At 40.5% G+C, this 19529-nt stretch carries 12 protein-coding genes and 1 pseudogene; 7 read left to right on the forward strand and 6 right to left on the reverse strand.

Going from position 1 to position 19529, the window contains the following annotated elements; translation table 11 throughout:
- Nucleotides 1–545: 545 nt before the first annotated feature.
- From B6K83_RS17185 to B6K83_RS17195, 3 genes are read left to right on the forward strand one after another with little or no spacing between them, the layout of a single operon-like run.
- The gene (locus B6K83_RS17185) at nt 546–2480 is read left to right on the forward strand and encodes a PrkA family serine protein kinase (protein WP_085286098.1); all 1935 of its coding nucleotides are present in this window, start codon (nt 546–548) and stop codon (nt 2478–2480) included.
- A gap of 42 nt (nt 2481–2522) precedes the next feature.
- Entirely contained in the window at nt 2523–3800 is a 1278-nt protein-coding gene (locus B6K83_RS17190) for a YeaH/YhbH family protein (RefSeq protein ID WP_085286099.1), read from the forward strand.
- A 28-nt stretch (nt 3801–3828) separates the two neighbouring features.
- Nucleotides 3829–5355, forward strand: coding sequence for a SpoVR family protein (locus tag B6K83_RS17195; protein WP_085286100.1), 1527 nt, complete (start codon nt 3829–3831; stop codon nt 5353–5355).
- Between the two features lie 31 nt (nt 5356–5386).
- Here the strand turns inward: B6K83_RS17195 and fadR are convergent, their stop codons facing one another.
- On the reverse strand, nt 5387–6097 hold the full coding sequence (gene fadR / locus B6K83_RS17200) for a fatty acid metabolism transcriptional regulator FadR (RefSeq protein WP_085286101.1): 711 nt from the start codon (nt 6095–6097) through the stop codon (nt 5387–5389).
- Between the two features lie 535 nt (nt 6098–6632).
- Here fadR and nhaB point away from each other — a divergent pair.
- Nucleotides 6633–8222: a sodium/proton antiporter NhaB gene (gene nhaB, locus B6K83_RS17205; protein WP_085286102.1), complete on the forward strand. Its 1590-nt coding sequence runs from the start codon at nt 6633–6635 to the stop codon at nt 8220–8222.
- Nucleotides 8223–8338: 116 nt separating this feature from the next.
- Nucleotides 8339–8857: a disulfide bond formation protein DsbB gene (gene dsbB, locus B6K83_RS17210; RefSeq protein WP_085286103.1), complete on the forward strand. Its 519-nt coding sequence runs from the start codon at nt 8339–8341 to the stop codon at nt 8855–8857.
- A 446-nt stretch (nt 8858–9303) separates the two neighbouring features.
- Here the strand turns inward: dsbB and B6K83_RS17215 are convergent.
- The 3 genes and pseudogenes from B6K83_RS17215 to B6K83_RS17225 form a co-directional block, all read right to left on the reverse strand.
- Nucleotides 9304–10585: pseudogene (locus tag B6K83_RS17215) on the reverse strand (SLC13 family permease); the annotation flags it as partial.
- A 63-nt stretch (nt 10586–10648) separates the two neighbouring features.
- On the reverse strand, nt 10649–11677 hold the full coding sequence (gene nagZ / locus B6K83_RS17220) for a beta-N-acetylhexosaminidase (RefSeq protein WP_092251481.1): 1029 nt from the start codon (nt 11675–11677) through the stop codon (nt 10649–10651).
- A 155-nt stretch (nt 11678–11832) separates the two neighbouring features.
- The gene (locus tag B6K83_RS17225) at nt 11833–12468 is read right to left on the reverse strand and encodes a TetR/AcrR family transcriptional regulator (RefSeq protein ID WP_085286104.1); all 636 of its coding nucleotides are present in this window, start codon (nt 12466–12468) and stop codon (nt 11833–11835) included.
- Between the two features lie 558 nt (nt 12469–13026).
- Between B6K83_RS17225 and B6K83_RS17230 the strand changes: the two genes are divergently transcribed.
- Both B6K83_RS17230 and B6K83_RS17235 read left to right on the forward strand, forming a co-directional pair.
- A complete protein-coding gene (locus tag B6K83_RS17230; protein ID WP_085286105.1) occupies nt 13027–14868 on the forward strand; it encodes a M2 family metallopeptidase in 1842 nt (613 codons plus the stop codon).
- A 273-nt stretch (nt 14869–15141) separates the two neighbouring features.
- On the forward strand, nt 15142–15792 hold the full coding sequence (locus B6K83_RS17235; protein WP_085286106.1) for a LiaF domain-containing protein: 651 nt from the start codon (nt 15142–15144) through the stop codon (nt 15790–15792).
- Between the two features lie 318 nt (nt 15793–16110).
- On the opposite strand, the gene B6K83_RS17240 is transcribed toward B6K83_RS17235, so the two are convergent.
- Complete coding sequence (locus B6K83_RS17240) at nt 16111–17331, reverse strand: Nramp family divalent metal transporter (RefSeq protein ID WP_085286107.1); 1221 nt, start codon at nt 17329–17331, stop codon at nt 16111–16113.
- Nucleotides 17332–17557: 226 nt separating this feature from the next.
- Entirely contained in the window at nt 17558–19507 is a 1950-nt protein-coding gene (locus B6K83_RS17245) for a BCCT family transporter (protein ID WP_085286108.1), read from the reverse strand.
- Nucleotides 19508–19529 lie beyond the last annotated feature (22 nt).

Genomic DNA, 19529 nt, shown 5'->3' on the forward strand with positions numbered 1-19529 from the left:
TCTTCAACTGATTCATAAACAAGCTCTAGTTCATTATTAAGCACAAAAAAATCCCCTCTGAAAATATCAGAGGGGATTATCTTATACTTGCAAGATCGTTCAACTATTTCTTAAACGATCGGCATTAATCCCTATGGATGACCTTTTTCTTTTCTAGTTTACAGCCCCAAAAGCCCTTAACGCACGCAAAAAACTCCCTTCAAAGCCGCGTTTATATAAAAGATAATAAGATGGAAATCTCGACGCTTTTTGAATAATTCCCTTTAGCTAACTCCGCAGCTGCAATGCTCTGCTTTGCAGAGACATTTAGCGGCCACGCTTTAAAAAAATTAATTTATTTCAGTTATATAACTTAGGTGCTTAAGACCATAGTTACAATTTATCTGCACTATTTTTTACCGCTTTAAATAATTAACATCTAAACTTATCAATAGAATGGCTAAAATAACGGTCTACTAACAAGTAGGTTAAGGATAATGAAAACACATATTTAGCTACGCAGGTTTATTGGCCTGACCAACAAGACTTATATTTCGGAGGCGGTTATGAGTATCTTTCAACATTTTCAATCTCGCTACGATGAAGCACAAGAAGAGTGCTATTCAATTCAAGATTTCCTCAACGTCTGCCGTGAAGATCCCATGGCATATGCAAGTGCCGCCCAACGGCTTTTGAAAGCCATCGGCGAGCCAGAAATGATAGATACCTCACAAGAGCCGCGTCTAAGTCGCATATTTTCAAACCGTGTTATTGCCAGATACCCAGCTTTTAAAGACTTCTATGGTATGGAAGATGCCATTGAACAAATTGTGTCTTATTTAACGCATGCTTCTCAAGGCTTGGAAGAGCAAAAACAAATTCTGTATTTGCTTGGTCCTGTTGGTGGCGGTAAATCATCATTAGCAGAAAAATTAAAAGCCTTGATGCAACAAGAGCCTATTTATGTGCTCAGTGCCAATGGCGAGCGCAGCCCGGTAAACGATCATCCATTTTGCTTATTTGACGCTAATGCCGACGGCAAAATTTTACAACAAGAGTACAATATTCCAGCGCGTTACCTCAGCACTATCATGTCGCCATGGGCGGCAAAACGTTTGCATGAATTTAAGGGCGATATCGCAAAGTTTTCAGTCACTAAGGTATACCCTTCTATTTTAGACCAAATTGCTATCGCGAAAACTGAACCAGGCGATGACAATAATCAAGATATTTCCGCGTTAGTGGGTAAAGTCGACATTCGGCAATTAGAACACTTTGCACAAAATGATCCAGATGCATATAGTTACTCGGGTGCTTTATGTCGGGCCAATCAAGGCTTAATGGAGTTTGTCGAAATGTTTAAAGCCCCCATTAAAGTACTACATCCGCTACTTACCGCAACACAAGAGGGTAATTACAACCCCACAGAAGGGCTTTCCGCTCTGCCCTTTAATGGCGTTTTATTAGCTCACTCTAATGAGTCTGAATGGCAAAGCTTTAGAAACAATAAAAATAATGAAGCGTTTTTAGACCGGGTTTACATTGTCAAAGTGCCTTACTGCATGCGGGTTTCAGAAGAAGTTAAAATATATCAAAAACTACTTAAAAACAGTGAGCTCAATAATGCTCAGTGTGCGCCAGACACCTTAGAAACCCTCGCGCAATTTTCGGTCTTATCACGGCTAAAAGATCCGGAAAACTCCAGTATCTACTCAAAAATGCGGGTTTATGATGGCGAAAGCTTAAAAGATACTGACCCAAAAGCAAAGTCCTATCAAGAATATAGAGACTATGCTGGTATCGACGAAGGCATGTCTGGGCTTTCCACCCGCTTTGCCTTTAAAATTCTCTCACGGGTGTTCAACTTTGATCATTTAGAAGTTGCCGCAAACCCAGTGCATTTATTTTATGTGCTTGAACAGCAAATCGAACGAGAACAACTACCCAAAGAAACCAGTGAACGCTATTTAGAGTTCATCAAAGGTTACTTATCACCACAGTATATCGAGTTTATTGGCAAAGAAATTCAAACCGCCTATTTAGAGTCCTACTCTGAATATGGCCAAAATATCTTTGATCGCTATGTCACCTACGCAGATTTTTGGATCCAAGATCAAGAATACAGAGATGCGGAAACTGGCCAGCTATTTGACCGCGAAGCGTTAAATAATGAGCTTGAAAAAATTGAGAAACCGGCAGGGATTAGTAATCCAAAAGACTTTAGAAATGAAATCGTTAACTTCGTACTGCGGGCAAAAGCCAATAACAACGGCAAAAACCCATTATGGACTAGCTATGAGAAATTACGCACCGTAATTGAAAAGAAAATGTTTTCAAACACCGAAGACTTACTGCCAGTCATTTCCTTTAACACCAAAACTTCAAACGATGATCAACAAAAGCATGATGACTTTGTCGCCCGCATGATGACAAAAGGTTACACCAAAAAACAAGTAAGGCTATTGTCTGAATGGTATTTGCGGGTTAGAAAATCTTCTTAAGTAGTACTTAGTCAATACGCATTAGCTAAGTCAGGAGTCACCATGACAAATTTTATTGATCGACGTTTAAATAGTAAAAACAAAAGCACTGTCAACCGACAGCGCTTTATTAGGCGTTATAAAAGTCAAATTAAAAAGTCGGTAAATAAGGCCATCAACAGCCGCGGCGTCACTGATGTCTCCAGTGGCGAAAATATTAGCATTACCAAAAAAGACCTAAGCGAGCCAATATTTCACCAAGGTAGTGGTGGCATTAAAGACCGAGTACACCCAGGCAATGATCAGTTTTCAAGTGGTGACCACATTACGCGACCACCGCAACAGCAAGGCCAAGGTGGCGGTCAAGGCGATGCTAGTGATAGCGGTGAAGGCAGTGATGATTTTGTCTTTTCTATTTCTAAAGATGAGTACCTTAATCTACTTTTTGAAGATTTAGAACTGCCAAACTTACAACAAAACCAGCTCGATAAAGTGATTAATTATAAAACCGTACGCGCAGGCTACTGTGCAGAAGGCATGCCGGCTAACATCGACATTATCAAGTCATTGCAAGGCTCAATCGCGCGTCGTATTGCCATGACATCAAGCAAGCGCAGACAACTCAGCGAACTTGAGGCAGAGTTAGCCGCGCTTGAGCAAGACAAGCATGAAAACATTTGTGCCAAGCAAAAATTAAAAGCGGCCATTGAGTTATTAAAAGCCAATATCGCCAAAGTGCCATTTATCGATTCTTTTGATTTACGCTTTCGTCATTATGCCAAACAAGCCGTGCCAACTTCAAAAGCGGTGATGTTTTGCTTAATGGATGTTTCTGGTTCAATGGATCAAGCCACGAAAGACATTGCCAAACGCTTTTATATACTTTTATATCTCTTTTTAACCCGCAACTATGAAACCATAGACGTGGTGTATATACGCCACCATACCCAAGCTAAGGAAGTAGACGAACATGAGTTTTTTTATTCGCAAGAAACCGGCGGCACAATAGCATCAAGCGCGCTCGAATTAATGGTAGATATTATCAACAAACGCTATCAAGAGCCGGACTGGAACATCTATGGCGCGCAAGCTTCTGATGGTGATAACTGGGCAGATGACTCCCCCTATTGTTTACAACTCATGCGCGAGCAAATATTACCCAAAACCCGATACTTTAGTTATATCGAAATCACCCAACGCGCTCATCAAAGTCTCTGGCAACAATATGCCCTCCTCGCCAATAATGATGAATCATTTTCCATTGAACATATCAAAACGGTTGAGGATATATACCCGGTATTTCGCGCATTATTTCAGAAAAAAAGTGTGCAAACAGCCTAGGTATTATTTTTTATTCATGGAGGTAAGTATGAAAAAAGCTACAACACTCGATGACAGCAGTGATTGGACCTTTAAAAAGCTTGAGCAATATCAAAATGAAATTGCCCGCGTTGCCGCGCATTACCGCTTAGATACTTACCCAAATCAAATTGAAGTGATCACCGCTGAGCAAATGATGGATGCTTATGCCAGCATAGGTATGCCGATTGGTTATAATCACTGGACGTTTGGCAAAAAGTTTATTCAAACCGAGCAAACCTATAAACGTGGACAGATGGGCCTAGCATATGAAATTGTCATTAATTCAGACCCCTGCATTGCCTATTTAATGGAAGAAAACACCATGGCCATGCAAGCACTTGTCATGGCACATGCTTGCTATGGTCACAATTCATTTTTTAAAGGCAACTATTTATTTCAATCATGGACAGACGCCAGTTCGATCATTGACTACTTATTATTTGCGAAAAAGTATATTGCTGACTGTGAGCATAAACATGGTATTGACGAAGTAGAATCTTGTCTTGATGCTTGTCATGCCTTAATGAACCACGGTGTTGATCGCTATAAGCGCCCGCAAAAAATATCGCTTGAGGCTGAGCTAAAACAACAAAAAGAGCGCGAGTCTTATTTGCAATCACAAGTGAATATGCTGTGGCGAACCATTCCTGACCATGAAAAAAACCACGCTAAAGCAAAGCCAAATTTTCCGCGTGAGCCACAAGAAAATATTTTATATTTTATTGAAAAAAATGCGCCATTACTAAAACCTTGGCAACGTGAGTTGGTGCGCATTGTCCGAAAAGTGTCACAGTATTTTTACCCGCAAAAACAAACACAAGTCATGAATGAAGGATGGGCCTGTTTTTGGCATTACACTATTTTAAATCATCTCTATGATGAAAAGTTATTGACTGACAATTTTATGCTGGAGTTTCTGCACCACCATACCAATGTGGTTGCGCAAGTGCCATACAATAGTCCTTACTACACAGGCATTAACCCTTACGCGCTTGGGTTTAACATGTTTATTGATATTAAACGCATTTGTCAAAATCCTACTGCAGAAGATAAAGCCTGGTTTCCTGATATTGCCGGCAGCAATTGGCTGGATACTATACACTTTGCTATGGCAAACTTTAAAGATGAAAGTTTTATCAGCCAATTTTTATCACCTAAATTAATGCGCGATCTAAAGCTGTTTCATTTACACGATGACAGTAATAAAAACTATATTGAAGTGGGCGCGATTCATAACGAAAGTGGATATCGAAAACTGCGTGCCATGCTATCTGAGCAATACAACCTCAGTAATTTAGAAGCCAACATTCAGGTCGTTAATGCCGATATAAGTGGCGATCGTTCATTAACTTTACGTTATATTCCGCATCAAGGCACGCCATTAGCGAGCTCAAAAGATGAAGTATTAAAGCATTTATATTATTTGTGGCAGTTTGAGGTAAAATTGCTGCAAGCCCATGAACACGGCGACGATGAAATAATTGCCTTTTGCCCTGGCACTCAAGATATAAACAAAAAAAAGACAACGCCTTAGTTGTCTTGTATGTGTTAATTATTGTGGTTGTTTACTCCGCCAATTCTTTTAACACTTCATCTTTTAACTCAAGCCACAGTTTACCTGATTCAACACCGTACTTTCTGACAGCAAAAACTGACTCATCAAATTGCCCTGCTTTAGCTAATTCGATCAATTTCTTATAATAAGCACGGGAAATTTCACGCCCTCTTGGGTGAGCAAAATACAAACTTCCTAACCGTGAATATAAGCCCCGAAAGCCGTTTAAAATAAGTAAGTAAATTGAGTTACCTGAGGCAACAACCAATTCTTTGTTCAGCTGGTAATCAAACTCAGCGAAAGCTTCGCCATTGTCTTCTACATCAACAAAAGCAGATAATAGCTCTATGGTTTTTTCTGGATTATTTTTTATTGCACCACGCACATAAATCGCACTGATATTGGTACGGGCCGACATCAAATTATCAACCAGATCTGGAATACCTTCTTGATCTAATTGCGCCAGTGTTTCAAGAATATTAAGACTTGAGGTTTCCCAAAAGTTATTCACTTTAGTGGGTTTACCATGCTTAATCGTTAACCAACCATCGCGTGCTAACCGTTGTAACACTTCTCTTAATGTGGTTCTTGTTACACCTATCAGTTCTGATAGTTCACGTTCTGCGGGTAAAATCGTACCTGGCGGAAATCCACCATTCCAAATAGATTCAACAATATACTGCTCGGCAAATCCTGCTGGACTGTGCGCTTTTATAACCATGGGGCTCCAGATCACGAAGAGTTGACTGTAATTGAAACTGATTGTACCAGAACAATTAGTTGACACAAGCGCTATCAAAGCCCGATATTTTGATCATATACACCAAAGGGGTTATTTTTACACAGGGTGAAATTTTTTGTTTAGCGTAAATCTCTCATTAATGGGCAAAAATAGTGTATTTAGGCTTAACATAAGTCAGTTTTATTTAAGTGTTAGCGCTATTTCATGATGCTTATCTCATTTAACATCAATAAAACGCACAACTAAGCTGTTCAGCAAACAAAATTGCTACTAACTTCAGACTGCTGATTAGACCTAGCTTCTCCTTAGCACATGGTAAATCAATTCATTGATCTATATTAATAATATTGAGCTTATTTACTGTCAATTTAGGTAAAGTTACGCAAGCTGAACATGACATATTTACAACGCTAACGTTTGCGCTTAAACTGCTCTGAGTCATTAATTTGTATAAAAATAATAGTTACATCAAAATTAACACTAACCCTAGCTCTTAATTCTTAAAAGGTGCATTATGCAGCAATCATTTATGAGTGCGTTTTATAAAAACTTTCTTGGTAGCTCACCAGAGTGGTACAAACTCGCAATTCTTTCATTTCTAGTTATCAACCCATTGCTTTTCTTTTTTGTCGACCCCTATATTGCGGGCTGGGCATTGGTCATTGAGTTTATATTTACGCTTGCTATGGCGCTAAAATGTTACCCATTACAACCTGGTGGTTTACTTGCCATTGAGGCCGTGGCTATTGGCATGACATCGCCAAGTCAAGTGATGCATGAAATGATCCTCAACTTTGAAGTCATTTTATTATTAATATTTATGGTTGCCGGCATCTACTTTATGAAAAACTTGTTACTGTTTTTATTTACAAAAATAGTAACCAAAGTTCGCTCTAAAGTTGCCGTTTCCTTGCTATTTTGTTTCTCCGGCGCATTTTTATCGGCGTTTTTAGACGCCTTAACCGTTATCGCTGTTATCATCAGTGTCGCTATCGGTTTTTATTCTGTTTATCACAAAGTCGCTTCTGGTAAAGAAGTGAATATTGAACATGATCATACTAGTGATAATGAACTAGCTGAATATTCTCGTGTTGATCTCGAGCAGTTTCGTGGTTATTTAAGAAACCTTATGATGCATGCCGGTGTAGGTACGGCATTAGGTGGTGTATGTACTATTGTTGGTGAGCCTCAAAACTTGGTAATTGGTCAACAAGCTGGCTGGGAATTTGTTGAGTTTGCTATTCGTATGTCGCCAGTTACTATCCCTGTTTTCTTTGCAGGTTTATTAACTTGTTTTCTATTAGAGAAGCTAAAATGGTTCGGCTACGGTGTTGCATTACCCGATAACGTTTACAATATTTTAAACGAGTTTGACATCGAAGAGAGCAAAAAACGCAACAAACTAGATAACGTTAAGCTAGTGATGCAAGGTGTTATTGCCATTTGGTTGATCATAGGCTTAGCACTGCACTTGGCTCCTGTTGGTATGATAGGTTTATCGGTGATCATTCTTGCAACTGCTTTTACTGGCATTACAGAAGAACATCAAATTGGCCACGCCTTTGAAGAAGCTTTACCTTTTACCGCCTTACTTGCAGTATTTTTTGCCGTGGTTGCCGTTATTGTTGACCAAGGCTTGTTTACACCAGTTATTACTTGGGTATTAACCTTCGAAGGTAATATGCAGTTGGTGATGTTTTACTTAGCCAATGGCTTCTTATCTATGGTGAGTGATAACGTCTTTGTTGGTACCGTTTATATCACAGAAATCACTAAAGCCTTGGCTGCCGGTCAGATCACTCGTGATCAATTCGATTTATTAGCTGTTGCTATTAATACTGGTACTAACTTACCAAGTGTTGCTACACCAAACGGTCAAGCCGCATTCTTATTCTTGTTAACCTCAGCCTTAGCGCCATTGATTCGCTTATCATACGGCCGCATGGTGATAATGGCTTTGCCGTATACCATAGTGTTAACCATTGTTGGTTTACTGGCGATTTCAACAGGACAGTTAACTAAGTACACGCAAATGTATTATGATGCCAATATTATTCAACATCATAGTGAAATCCCAGCGAGTATTGAGCCAAGTGGCCACTAAACTTGGTTAGTATTAGTCGCTAAAATAGTTTCAATAAAGCGTCCTGGTGGCGCTTTTTGATTATTGTTAGCAGAGATAAAATATTAATTATTAACCGTCAACATAGGTAAAATTTTGTGAATTTTTTAAGTCAATTAGCACTCAAGCCACGCGCTTGGCAACTGCTCGCTGTGAGTGCCTTAAGTTTTGAGTTAATGGCTCTATATTTTCAGTATGGTATGGGACTAGAGCCTTGTATTATGTGTGTCTACCAACGCACGGCAATTTGGGGGATTTTTCTAGCCGGTGTTGTTGGCGCGTTTACTTGCCAATGGCCGATTATGCGCTTGATAGCTTATGGCTTATGGGGGACGGGTGCTATTTGGGGCGGGCTGATCGCACTTGAGCACGTTGATATGCAAGCCAGTACCATGTCATTTTTATTCAGTTGTGAATTTACACCAAACTTTCCTTCATGGGCGCCCTTACATCAATGGTTACCCGCCTTATTTGAAGCAACAGGTGACTGTGGTGACATTAAATGGCAGTTTTTAGGTTTTACCATGCCACAAGTAATGGTGGCAATTTTCGCAGGCTATAGTTTAGCTTTAATAACCGTGGTCACGGCAAGCTTATTCAAGAATAGAACCATTTAAGCTTGATTAGGGCCTATTGATCTTTCGAGATCGAGATTGAATTTTGTTCTAATTGAAGGTGATTTGATCGCAACACTCGGTATGGCGTTTGGTTATGCCAAATAAGTAACGAGTAACAAAGAGCAAATCACCTTCAAACGAATCCATTGGACAGCGTTTGTTTGGCATTTTTACTACGTTTTCGCCGGTGCGAGTAGCATAACTACTCTTGACAGGCTCAGACTTGTATAAAGGCCAATCAAAGGGCTGTAAAAATAGTCCTGAAAGATCAATACGCCCTAGTAACCCCTGCTAAATTAATTGCCAGTAAATAACAAAATCTGCTGTTGTTACTGGCTTTTAATTGAATTAGCTTTAGCTTAGTACAATAGCAAAAATGTTATAATCCCCACTAAACAAGCAATAATAAAACTCATCACCGCACCTTCTCGCACCATAGTGGTAATTGCTATTTCACCTGTTCCATAGGCAATGGCATTAGGCGCTGTTGCGACGGGTAACATAAAGGCACAGCTCGCACAAATCGCCGCTGGCACCATCAGCACTTTAGGGTCATAACCCGAGGCAATCGCCGCGGCAGCAAGTATTGGCATCAATAAAGTCGCGGTGGCGGTATTACTGGTGATTTCGGTTAAATAAGTCACCACTAAACATATGGTAATGATCATGATAATGGCGGGCAAATGATGCTAACCATTGCCCTAACAAATCACTTAAGCCAGAGGCGACAAAGCCTTTAGCTAAGGCAATACCACCAGCAAAAAGTAATAACATGCCCCAAGGAATAGCTTGGGCACTTTGCCAATCTAGCAAGCGAGAACCTTTGCCATTGGGCACTATAAACATCACCAGTACCGCGAATAAGGCAATGGTACTATCGCCTGCTATTTCAATACCTAAGGCTTCGCTCCAGCCACCGAAAGGCTCTTTCCGGGTGATCCATGCCAAGGCCGTTAGCCCAAACACCCATAAGGTTCGGGTTTCTTCTGCTCGCCATGCGCCTAAAACAGGCAAGCGCACCGTTTGCTCAAGCTTGACATTTCTAGTCAACCAAAATGCGATAAGTGGCACCGCCAACAATACGATAGGCACGCCAACTTTCATCCACTGTAAAAAGCCGTATTCAACACCGGTTTGCTCTTCATAAATGCCCATAAAAATAACATTAGGCGGTGTGCCAATAGGCGTGCCAACACCACCAATATTCGCCGCATAAGCAATACCTAGAATTAGCGCTACCTTCAAGTTTGGGTTGTCTAAGTGCTTTAAAATCGCCAGTGCTATCGGCAACATAATAAGGGTTGTGGCGGTATTTGAAATCCACATACTCAAAAAGGCGCTTGCCAACATAAAACCAAGCACCATACGCCGACCACTGCTAACGCCAACCAGCTTTACCATATAAACGGCCATTCGCTCATGAGCACCACTTTTCTCAATGGCTTTAGAAAGCATAAACGCACCCATCAATAATAATATGACGTGACTTCCTAATGCTGAGGCCACAGTTTTATGATCTACAATGCCAAACAGCGGCAAAAGTGCAAATGGCACTAATGAGGTTGCCGGTATGGGTAAGGCTTCCGTCACCCACCAAATTACCGTTAATAATGTGATCGCCGCTGCAATAGCGGCTTTATTATCGACCGCGAATAATTGCAATATAAAATAAAAGCTTATCGCTAATAACGGCGCAAGTGGAATGAATAGCGATCGAGTTATTTTCATATGATGGTCCAAAATATTTATTATTATTATTGTTATTTATTGGGGTCATTATTGCGCTAGCAGCTATTTTATATGATATGAGCTCAATATTTTATCTGCTTGCTGCCACCTGGGGTGTTCGTTAAGCGTTGACCAAGTTGTTGCCGGCTCTTGATTAGCCTTTAACAGTGTCTGTAAACGCCGCGTACTGGCTACTGAGCTAGCGATATTGGCATGCTCTAGCACCTCTATACAGCCTGCACGGTTATTACATAGCAACAGCATATCGCAGCCCGCCTGCTGCGCCGCTTCAACGCGCTCAACAAAGCCGCCAACACTTGCCGCCCCTTGCATTGACAAATCATCGCTAAAAATCACGCCGTTAAAGCCCAACTGCTCTCGCAAAATGGTTTGTAACCAATAGTGTGAAAATCCGACTGCAAGCTTGTCAACTGCTGGAAAAATAACATGGGCTGGCATTAGTGCGTCTAACTTACCGTTTTTAATCAGGTGTTTAAACGGGTGTAAATCTTGTTGAAAAATTTCCTGTCTATCGCGCTCATCTATAGGCAAATCGATATGTGAGTCTGCTTTTACACTACCATGACCCGGAAAATGTTTACCTGTTGCTTTCATACCAACACTATGTAAACCGGTAATAAATGCCTCAGCAAGTATTGCCACATATTCAGGTTGCTGATGAAAGGCCCGATCGCCAATCACATCACTAATATTATTAATATCAAGAACCGGCGCAAAACTAATATCAATTCCAACCGCTTGAACTTCCAAGGCCATCAAAACAGCACACTGTTGAGCAAGCTCCTGCGCTAACGTTATGTTTTCACCTGACATATGCCATAAAGCTCCCATCGCAGGAATAAGCGTAAAACCTTGACGAAACCTTTGTACACGTCCACCTTCATGATCCACTGCAATTAACAATGGTTTTTTAGCTGTGTTGCGTATTTGTTGACTGAGTTGGCTAATTTGACTTGGTGATTGATAGTTTCTAGAGAAAAAAATTAAACCGCCAACCAAAGGATGCTGAATGATTTCTTTATCTTCTTGCGACAATGATGTGCCTTGCACATCAAGCATAATTGGGCCCATAACAAAACAACCTGATCGTAAATTTTTTGCTACTTTACCTAAATCAGCCACATAAACAAAGCCGCTATTGTCATTTTAGCGACTAAGTACTGCGCCAGAAAATAGTTTTCAGCAGGCATTACTATAAGAAGAGAGAGCCTAAGTTAACAACAAACTTAGGCTGTAGCAGAACTTGGCATAGGTGCGCCAACACCGGCGGCAACATAAGGAATGACATTACGAATGACATCAGAAATTTGCAAATTGCGATCAAAATCACTTTTTGCAATATCAATCAAGGCATCGCTCGACGACATAGTAAAAACGACCGTCCCCATCGTAAAGTGTAAACGCCAAAACATCTCTTCGGCATTTAATTCTGGATAAGCTTTTTGCACCGCCAAAACAAAATTATCAATCACACCTGGATATTGGGTTGTTAAAAACCATCGTAAAAAACCTTGACTATCAGTATAACCACGACCTAACAACTGCAAAAAGTTACTGGTGCCTTTTGTTTTAAAGTCATTCAGCGACAATAATGGCTCAATAAACGCAGAAAACACGTCTATTAAGCTTGGTGATTCGGTATTACAAACTTGAGTTAATGCCGTTTCTAGCCGTGGTGATAGCTCATTCATGTAGCGCGACATAACCGCTTTGATCAGCTCTTTTTTCGAGCCAAAATGATAATTTACTGCGGCTAAGTTAACTTCAGCTTGACTGGTAATTTCACGCAACGACGTGCCATTAAAGCCTTTATCTGCAAATAAACTCTCTGCTGAATCTAATATTTTATTTTTGGTACTCATAGGAAAATAACGGCCTAGCTTTCGTTTATGCAAACATTTAATACAAGCAGTTTAAACAAGCGTTTTAAATAACGCAACTAGGATTAATCTTTACGCGGGTAAAGTCGTTATATTGTGATATAAATAAAACTTGGCTGACTATACATAGCTTCACTGCATAGGCTCACAATCGAAAAAAAACGCTCCCCCGTAACACCAAGGCGATAAATTACAATTTATTACAGAAACAACACAGTTAAAAACAAGGATAACGACTACTATAATCGGGCATTTCAAAAAGTGATTTTTTTAATGTAGATTTCATACTTTCCCTTGTATATTTTATATGATGGCTCAGCCGCCCTTTTGGCTGAGCTTTTTTTTTGCCTTTGCTTTAATGAATTAGCCCCTGTCTACTGAGATTGCAATTTAGTAACGAGCTAGCATTTGTATTGCCAACCGCGCCATCTCATTCTACACTAACTGTTCTATTAACCGACCTATTTCTAATGGTTAAGATTCTATTTTAAGCTCTTAACTTAGCTAAGGTAGAACTAACAAAAATAACGACGGATACTTATGAAAACAACATTTAAATTTACCGCTATCGCAGTATTAGTTGCTGCGAGCTTAAGTGCTTGCAATGGTGAAAAAAATACCATTGAGCAAGCGCCAGTGGCCAGTGAGAATATTGCCCTAACAGCTCAAGATGCAGAGAACTTTTTAGCGGCAACCGAAAAAGAGCTAGTACAATTAAACCTTGAAGGCAGCCGTGCTGCATGGATTTATGCAAACTTTATCACTGAAGACACCGCGGCGCTAGCGGCCGCAGCGGATCAAAAATCAACTGAAGCTGGGGTTCGCTTTGCCATGCAAGCAGCCAAGTTTGATCAGGTTGATGTTAATGACGATCAACGTCGAAAGCTTAATATTTTAAAGCAAAGCCTAGTGATGCCAGCACCACAAGATTCAGCTAAGTCGGCAGAGTTGGCAAAACTTGGTGCAGAGCTTAGTAGCCTTTATGGTAAAGGCACCTATACCACTAAGGCAGGTGAGACATTAAGCTTAGGTCAAATGACCGCTAAAATGGCAAACTCGCGTGATTACGATGAGTTGCTTGAAATGTGGCAAGGCTGGCGCACCATTAGCCCAGACATGAAACCTTTATATGTCCGTCAAGCCGAGTTAGCCAACGAAGGTGCTCAAGGCTTAGGTTACCCTGACTTGGGTGCAATGTGGCGCTCAAATTATGATATGCCTGCTGATGAGTTCGCCCAAGAATTAGACCGACTATGGGGACAAGTAAAGCCGCTATATGAAGATTTACATTGTTATGTGCGTAGCGAGCTAGGCGCAACCTACGGCGAAGATAAAGTACCACAAGATCAACCTATTCCTGCACATTTACTGGGCAATATGTGGGCGCAATCTTGGGGTAATATCTATGACTTAGTGGCGCCAAAAGATGCTGATCCTGGCTATGATCTTACCCAACAACTTGCAGCTAATAACTATGACGATATCAAGATGGTGAAAGGCGCAGAAAACTTTTTTACTTCACTTGGCTTTGCACCATTACCTGAAACATTTTGGCAGCGTTCATTATTTACTAAACCCGCCGATCGTGACGTCGTTTGTCATGCCTCGGCATGGGATTTAGACGCAAAAGATGATATTCGTATTAAAATGTGTATTCAAAGAACAGGTGAAGAGTTTTCGGTTATTCACCATGAGCTTGGACACAACTTCTACCAACGCGCATACCAAAACCAACCGGTATACTATCAAGACAGTGCTAACGACGGCTTCCACGAAGCCATTGGCGATACCATAGCGCTTTCAGTCACACCAAAATACCTCAAAGAAATTGGTTTAATTGATACCATACCAGATGCCTCAAAAGATATAGGTCTATTAATGAAGATGGCGTTAGATAAAGTCGCTTTCATTCCGTTTGGTTTAATGGTTGATCAGTGGCGCTGGAAAGTGTATTCAGGTGAAATTACCCCTGCAAACTATAACAGTGCTTGGTGGGAGTTAAGAGAAAAATATCAAGGTGTAGCCGCCCCTATTGCGCGAGATGAAGATGCTTTCGATCCTGGTGCGAAATACCATGTACCTGGTGGCGTACCCTACTCTCGTTACTTCTTAGCGCATATTCAACAGTTTGAATTTCATCGCGCCTTATGTGAAATAGCTGGTAATACTGACCCAATTCACCGCTGCTCTATTTATAATAATAAAGATGCCGGTGCGGCATTAAATACCGTGCTAGAAATGGGCTCAAGTCAACCGTGGCAAGAAGCTTATAAAGTGCTAACCGGAAGTGAGCAAATGGATGCTACTGCGATCCTAGATTATTTCTCACCGTTACATGCGTGGCTAAAAGAGAAAAACCAAGGTAAACAGTGTGGTTTCTAAGTCACTAGACTTTTACATGTAAACATAATCAAAAAGCCCTTAACTCGTACGAGCTAAGGGCTTTTTATTTTGCCATTTTCGACGCCTTAGGACAGCATTAACGCAAAGCGATAAATTCTTAATCATATACACTAAATTTTAGTAGCTTTGACACATTGAATAAACAGTAATTTATATAACTATTTGTTATTTATTAATTTTTATTTTTTTGCTTTATCTTTGCTATATTTAGAATAAGAAAATTAAAATAGCGTTTAGCCAATGGAGTGCACCATGCCAGTAATACTTGAAGATCGCCCAATTGAACAAGTCCGTGAAGAAACTATTGATCAGCTAATTTATAATTATAGTCATGGGGTAATTTCCGCGCAGGCATTTGAGCGGCGCCTAGACCAAGCAATGAACAGCGAGTCACATCAGGAAATTGTCGACTTAGTTGCTGACTTAACGCTAAAGGCCGATCAAAACTATAGCCAGAAAAAGGAACATCAATTTACCCCAAGCTATACCAACGCAGCAGGTGAAGATACTTTACAACTCCAAAGTATATTAGGCAGTGTTGAACGCAGCGGCCAATGGCTTGTGCCAAAAACCATAACGGTGAATAATGTCTTAGGGGAAGCAGTGCTAGACTTTAGCGATGCAGTTTTTCAGCATCAAGATGTTACCATTAAATTACATTGTATCTTGGGTAGCAATCAAATTTATATCCCAGAGAATATCAACGTGATTTGTACAAGTTACGGCATTATTAGTAGCATTGAAAATAAAGCTCCCTCAATGGCACATCGACAAGCGCCTGTGATCACCATTGAAGGCAAGGTCGTGTTAGGCTCTTTAAATATCGAAGTTAAACGTACCATCAAAGAGAAGTTTGTCGCTTTTGCTAACAATCTAAAAGCTGCATTTAATGGAGATAAATAATTCGCTCGATTCAGCTAGAGATTGTTGATCTTTCAGAGTTAAAATTTATTCAATGTAAAACGGATTTAATCGCGGCACGAGCTTTGAATAATAGTTATGTTATTTAAAATGCGAGCAACAAAGCCTGCATTCGTTTTAAATGAACCTAAAGGCAGCATCTGTTTGAAATTTATAAGGCGTTATCACCTGTTCGTGTAGCTAGCTACACATTACATGCTCTGCCTTACCTAAATACCAAACATGTCGCTGTAAAAGTCATCTTGAAAGATCAACCGACGCTAGAGTTTAATACTTGTTTATAGGTTCATTCAGTAAACATTACCATAAGTTCAATGCGGCTGATATGCTACGCACGCTCAGTAATAACGTCACGGCAATAACACTGATAGCCGCAACATTTTGCCAAACATTATTACGATAGCTTGCCATAACCTTACTGTTAACAATCCACAATAAAAATACACTGATCACCGGCAAAAGTATGCCATTAGCGATTTGAGCAAACCAGATCACAGCAACAGGTTTAACACCAACGCTACTGCCGACAACGCCAATCACTAAAATAATCAGCCAAGTTAATCTAAAGCCAAAGCCATTGAGGCTTTTATCAAGATTTAATACCCCACTAAGTGCAAACGCCGCTGCTAAGGGGGCGGTAATTGCCGATGTGATACCTGCAGAAAATAGCCCTAAGCCAAGCAGTATACTTGCTGAGTCACCAAAAAGCGGCTGTAATGCCGGCGCTAAGTCTTCAGCACTTTCTAAATTAAGTTGTTGACCAAAAAACGCCGAAGCTGCGCTTGCTAAAATCGCCACTGTGATTAATATTCCTAGCGGGATCGACAACAAAAGATCTCGCCTTGCTACTGGAATATCTGTCGCTGAGTGCCATTTATGACTCGCTGTAGCCGCGTGTAAAAATAAATTATACGGCACTACTGTCGTACCAATTAACGCAATAACTGTGAGCGTTGCGCCAGATGGCAATTCAAAAGCAATAAAGCTAGTAGCTAGCGGGTACCACTGAGGTTGAGTTAATAAAAACGTTACCACAAAAGCAAAACTCATTAAGGCGACTAAGCACATTAATGCACGTTCGATAACTTTATAACTACCCGTTATTAATAATAAAAAGGCTATCAACCCAATCAGCATTGGAAATAGCGTACTCATATCTAGCTTGTTGTAACCAAGCTGCTCGGCAACGCCAACTAAACCTAAGCTTGCCCCTGATATATTGCCACTTTGATAAGCTCCATTACCAATCACTATGGCACTTACCACCAAAACGATAATTACGTTTTTTATAACAGGTTGGGTTATCGCCTGACGAATGTTTTCCCCTAAACCTTGCTGAGTAACAATACCAAGTCTGGCCGCCATTTCCTGCAACACCACTGTGGCAAACATAGCAAATAGTAGCGCCCAGACTAGTGCCAGCCCGTAGTTAGCCCCAGCCATTGAGGCTGTAATTACCGTGCCTGGTCCAATAAATGCTGCCGTAACCAGAAACGCTGGTCCTATTTGTGGAAGTTTCATCGCTAGCTACCTTGTTGTTTTTAGCATTATTAAGGTTTTTTACACGCTGGCATTACGCACTCTAGTCCGCTGAAGTAACTTTGCCAAACGGGAATATAGGCCGCGCTTACTCCAGCGCAATAGCAACGGCTATGTTCAACGACTTTCATAACGGATTGCGTCGCTCTATTTTGTCTGGTCAAAAATAACAACGCCAGCTTAATCGATAGAGCTGGCGTTTTAAATATTATCTGAGTAAATGTAAAAAATGCAGATGTTTTTGGTACTGATCAATCAAATTGTTGATCACCGCCGTTTTTGACCAACCCATAATGTCATAGTCTTGGCCACCTTCGGCTAAATGCACCTCGGCACGATAGTAGCTTTGCTCATCATCTTCACCCTCATTCACAAAATCTGGTTGTAAATATTTTCTCGCTAAAACCTGATAAATGAACTTTTGCTCATCACCATGATCTATGATCAAACTGACACCATTTTTATCTGAAATTTCAACTTTTACTTGGTTTGCTTCCAGCTCTTCTGACACCAATTCAAATGCGGGTAATACCGTTTGCTTAATAAATTTATTGACGTTGCTTTTGTTCGGGTAATCAACAATATTTTTTAAGCGCAATTGCCAATTGTCATTACGATCATTGTCTGAGCGTGGCATTTCAGTAATTTGTTGGCTTTCCTGCTTAAAAGCTTCTACTTTTAATGCTTTCACTAAACCCACTATCGCGATCAGTAAAACAATAGAAAAAGGCAAAGCACTGGCAATCGTCATGGTTTGTAAGGCGTTTAGTCCACCAGCTAACAATAAAATTGCCGCCACTATTCCTATCCCTATTGCCCAGTATAAGCGCTGCCATAACGGGGTTTCATTGCTACCATGGGAGCTGAGCATATCAACGACCATAGCGCCAGAGTCACACGATGTCACAAAGAAGATCACTATCATTAAGACACTAAAAAATGATAATACTGAGTTAAATGGAAAGTTTTCAAGAAATACAAATAATGCCACAGATGAGTCTTGACTGACCATCTCTCCTAAAGCAACAACCCCCTGATTATAAACTAAATCTATTGCGCTATTGCCAAAAATGGTCATCCACAACAAAGTGAACAAAGTGGGTATTAACATCACGCCAAGAATAAATTCACGAATGGTGCGTCCACGTGAGATGCGAGCAATAAACAAGCCAACAAATGGTGCCCAAGCTAGCCACCAGCCCCAGTAAAATATAGTCCAACCGCCAATCCAATTGGTTTTCTTATAAGCAAATAAATTAAAGGTGTTGTGAACAATATCCGCTAAATATTCACCTATATTTTGCAAGTAAGCCTGTAATAAAAATACGGTAGGGCCAAGCACAAAAATCAAAGTCAATAAAGTCACGGCTAAAATCATATTAGCTTCAGAAAGCCGTCTAATACCTTTGTCTAAACCGGCAGATACTGAGATCACCGCTAATGCCGTGATGCCACACATGATAATAATTTGATTGGTTGTCGACACGTCAATGCCAAACAAATAACCAAAACCTGAGTTGACCTGTGAGGCACCTAAGCCCAATGACGTGGCAACACCAAATACCGTGCTGACAACGGCAAAAACATCAACTAGATGCCCAGGCCATTGATAAATTTTTTCGCCAATTAGCGGATATAATGCTGAACGTAGCGTCAAGGGTAAATTATGGCGATAACTAAAATAGGCTAAAACAAGCGCCACCACCGCGTAAATTGCCCAAGCATGCAGCCCCCAATGGAAAAACGTCATCTTCATCGCTTCTTGCACGGCCTCAACCGTGCCACTTTCAGCTGTTGGTGGCGATAAATAATGCATTAAAGGCTCGGCAACTCCGAAAAACATCAAGCCAATGCCCATACCGGCGGCAAATAACATAGATAACCAAGTCACAATAGAATAATCAGGTGTGGCGTGATCTGGCCCTAAACGTATTTCACCGTAACGAGAGAAACCGACAAAAATAACAAAAAAGAAAATAAAAGCAACGGTCAGCACATAAAACCAACTGCCGTTTTCGATAATGCTCGCTTGTATAACGCTAAACACTTGTTGTGCTAACTCGGGTACCGCGGCAGTATAAATTAATAACGCAATGATGATCGATGAGGCGCTAACAAAAACCTTTTTATTCAATTGACTTTTAGCGTGATTAGGCAAGTCATTCCCCCAAATGTAATTT

The organism is Colwellia chukchiensis (assembly GCF_002104455.1).
In the GTDB taxonomy this organism is placed as follows: domain Bacteria; phylum Pseudomonadota; class Gammaproteobacteria; order Enterobacterales; family Alteromonadaceae; genus Cognaticolwellia; species Cognaticolwellia chukchiensis.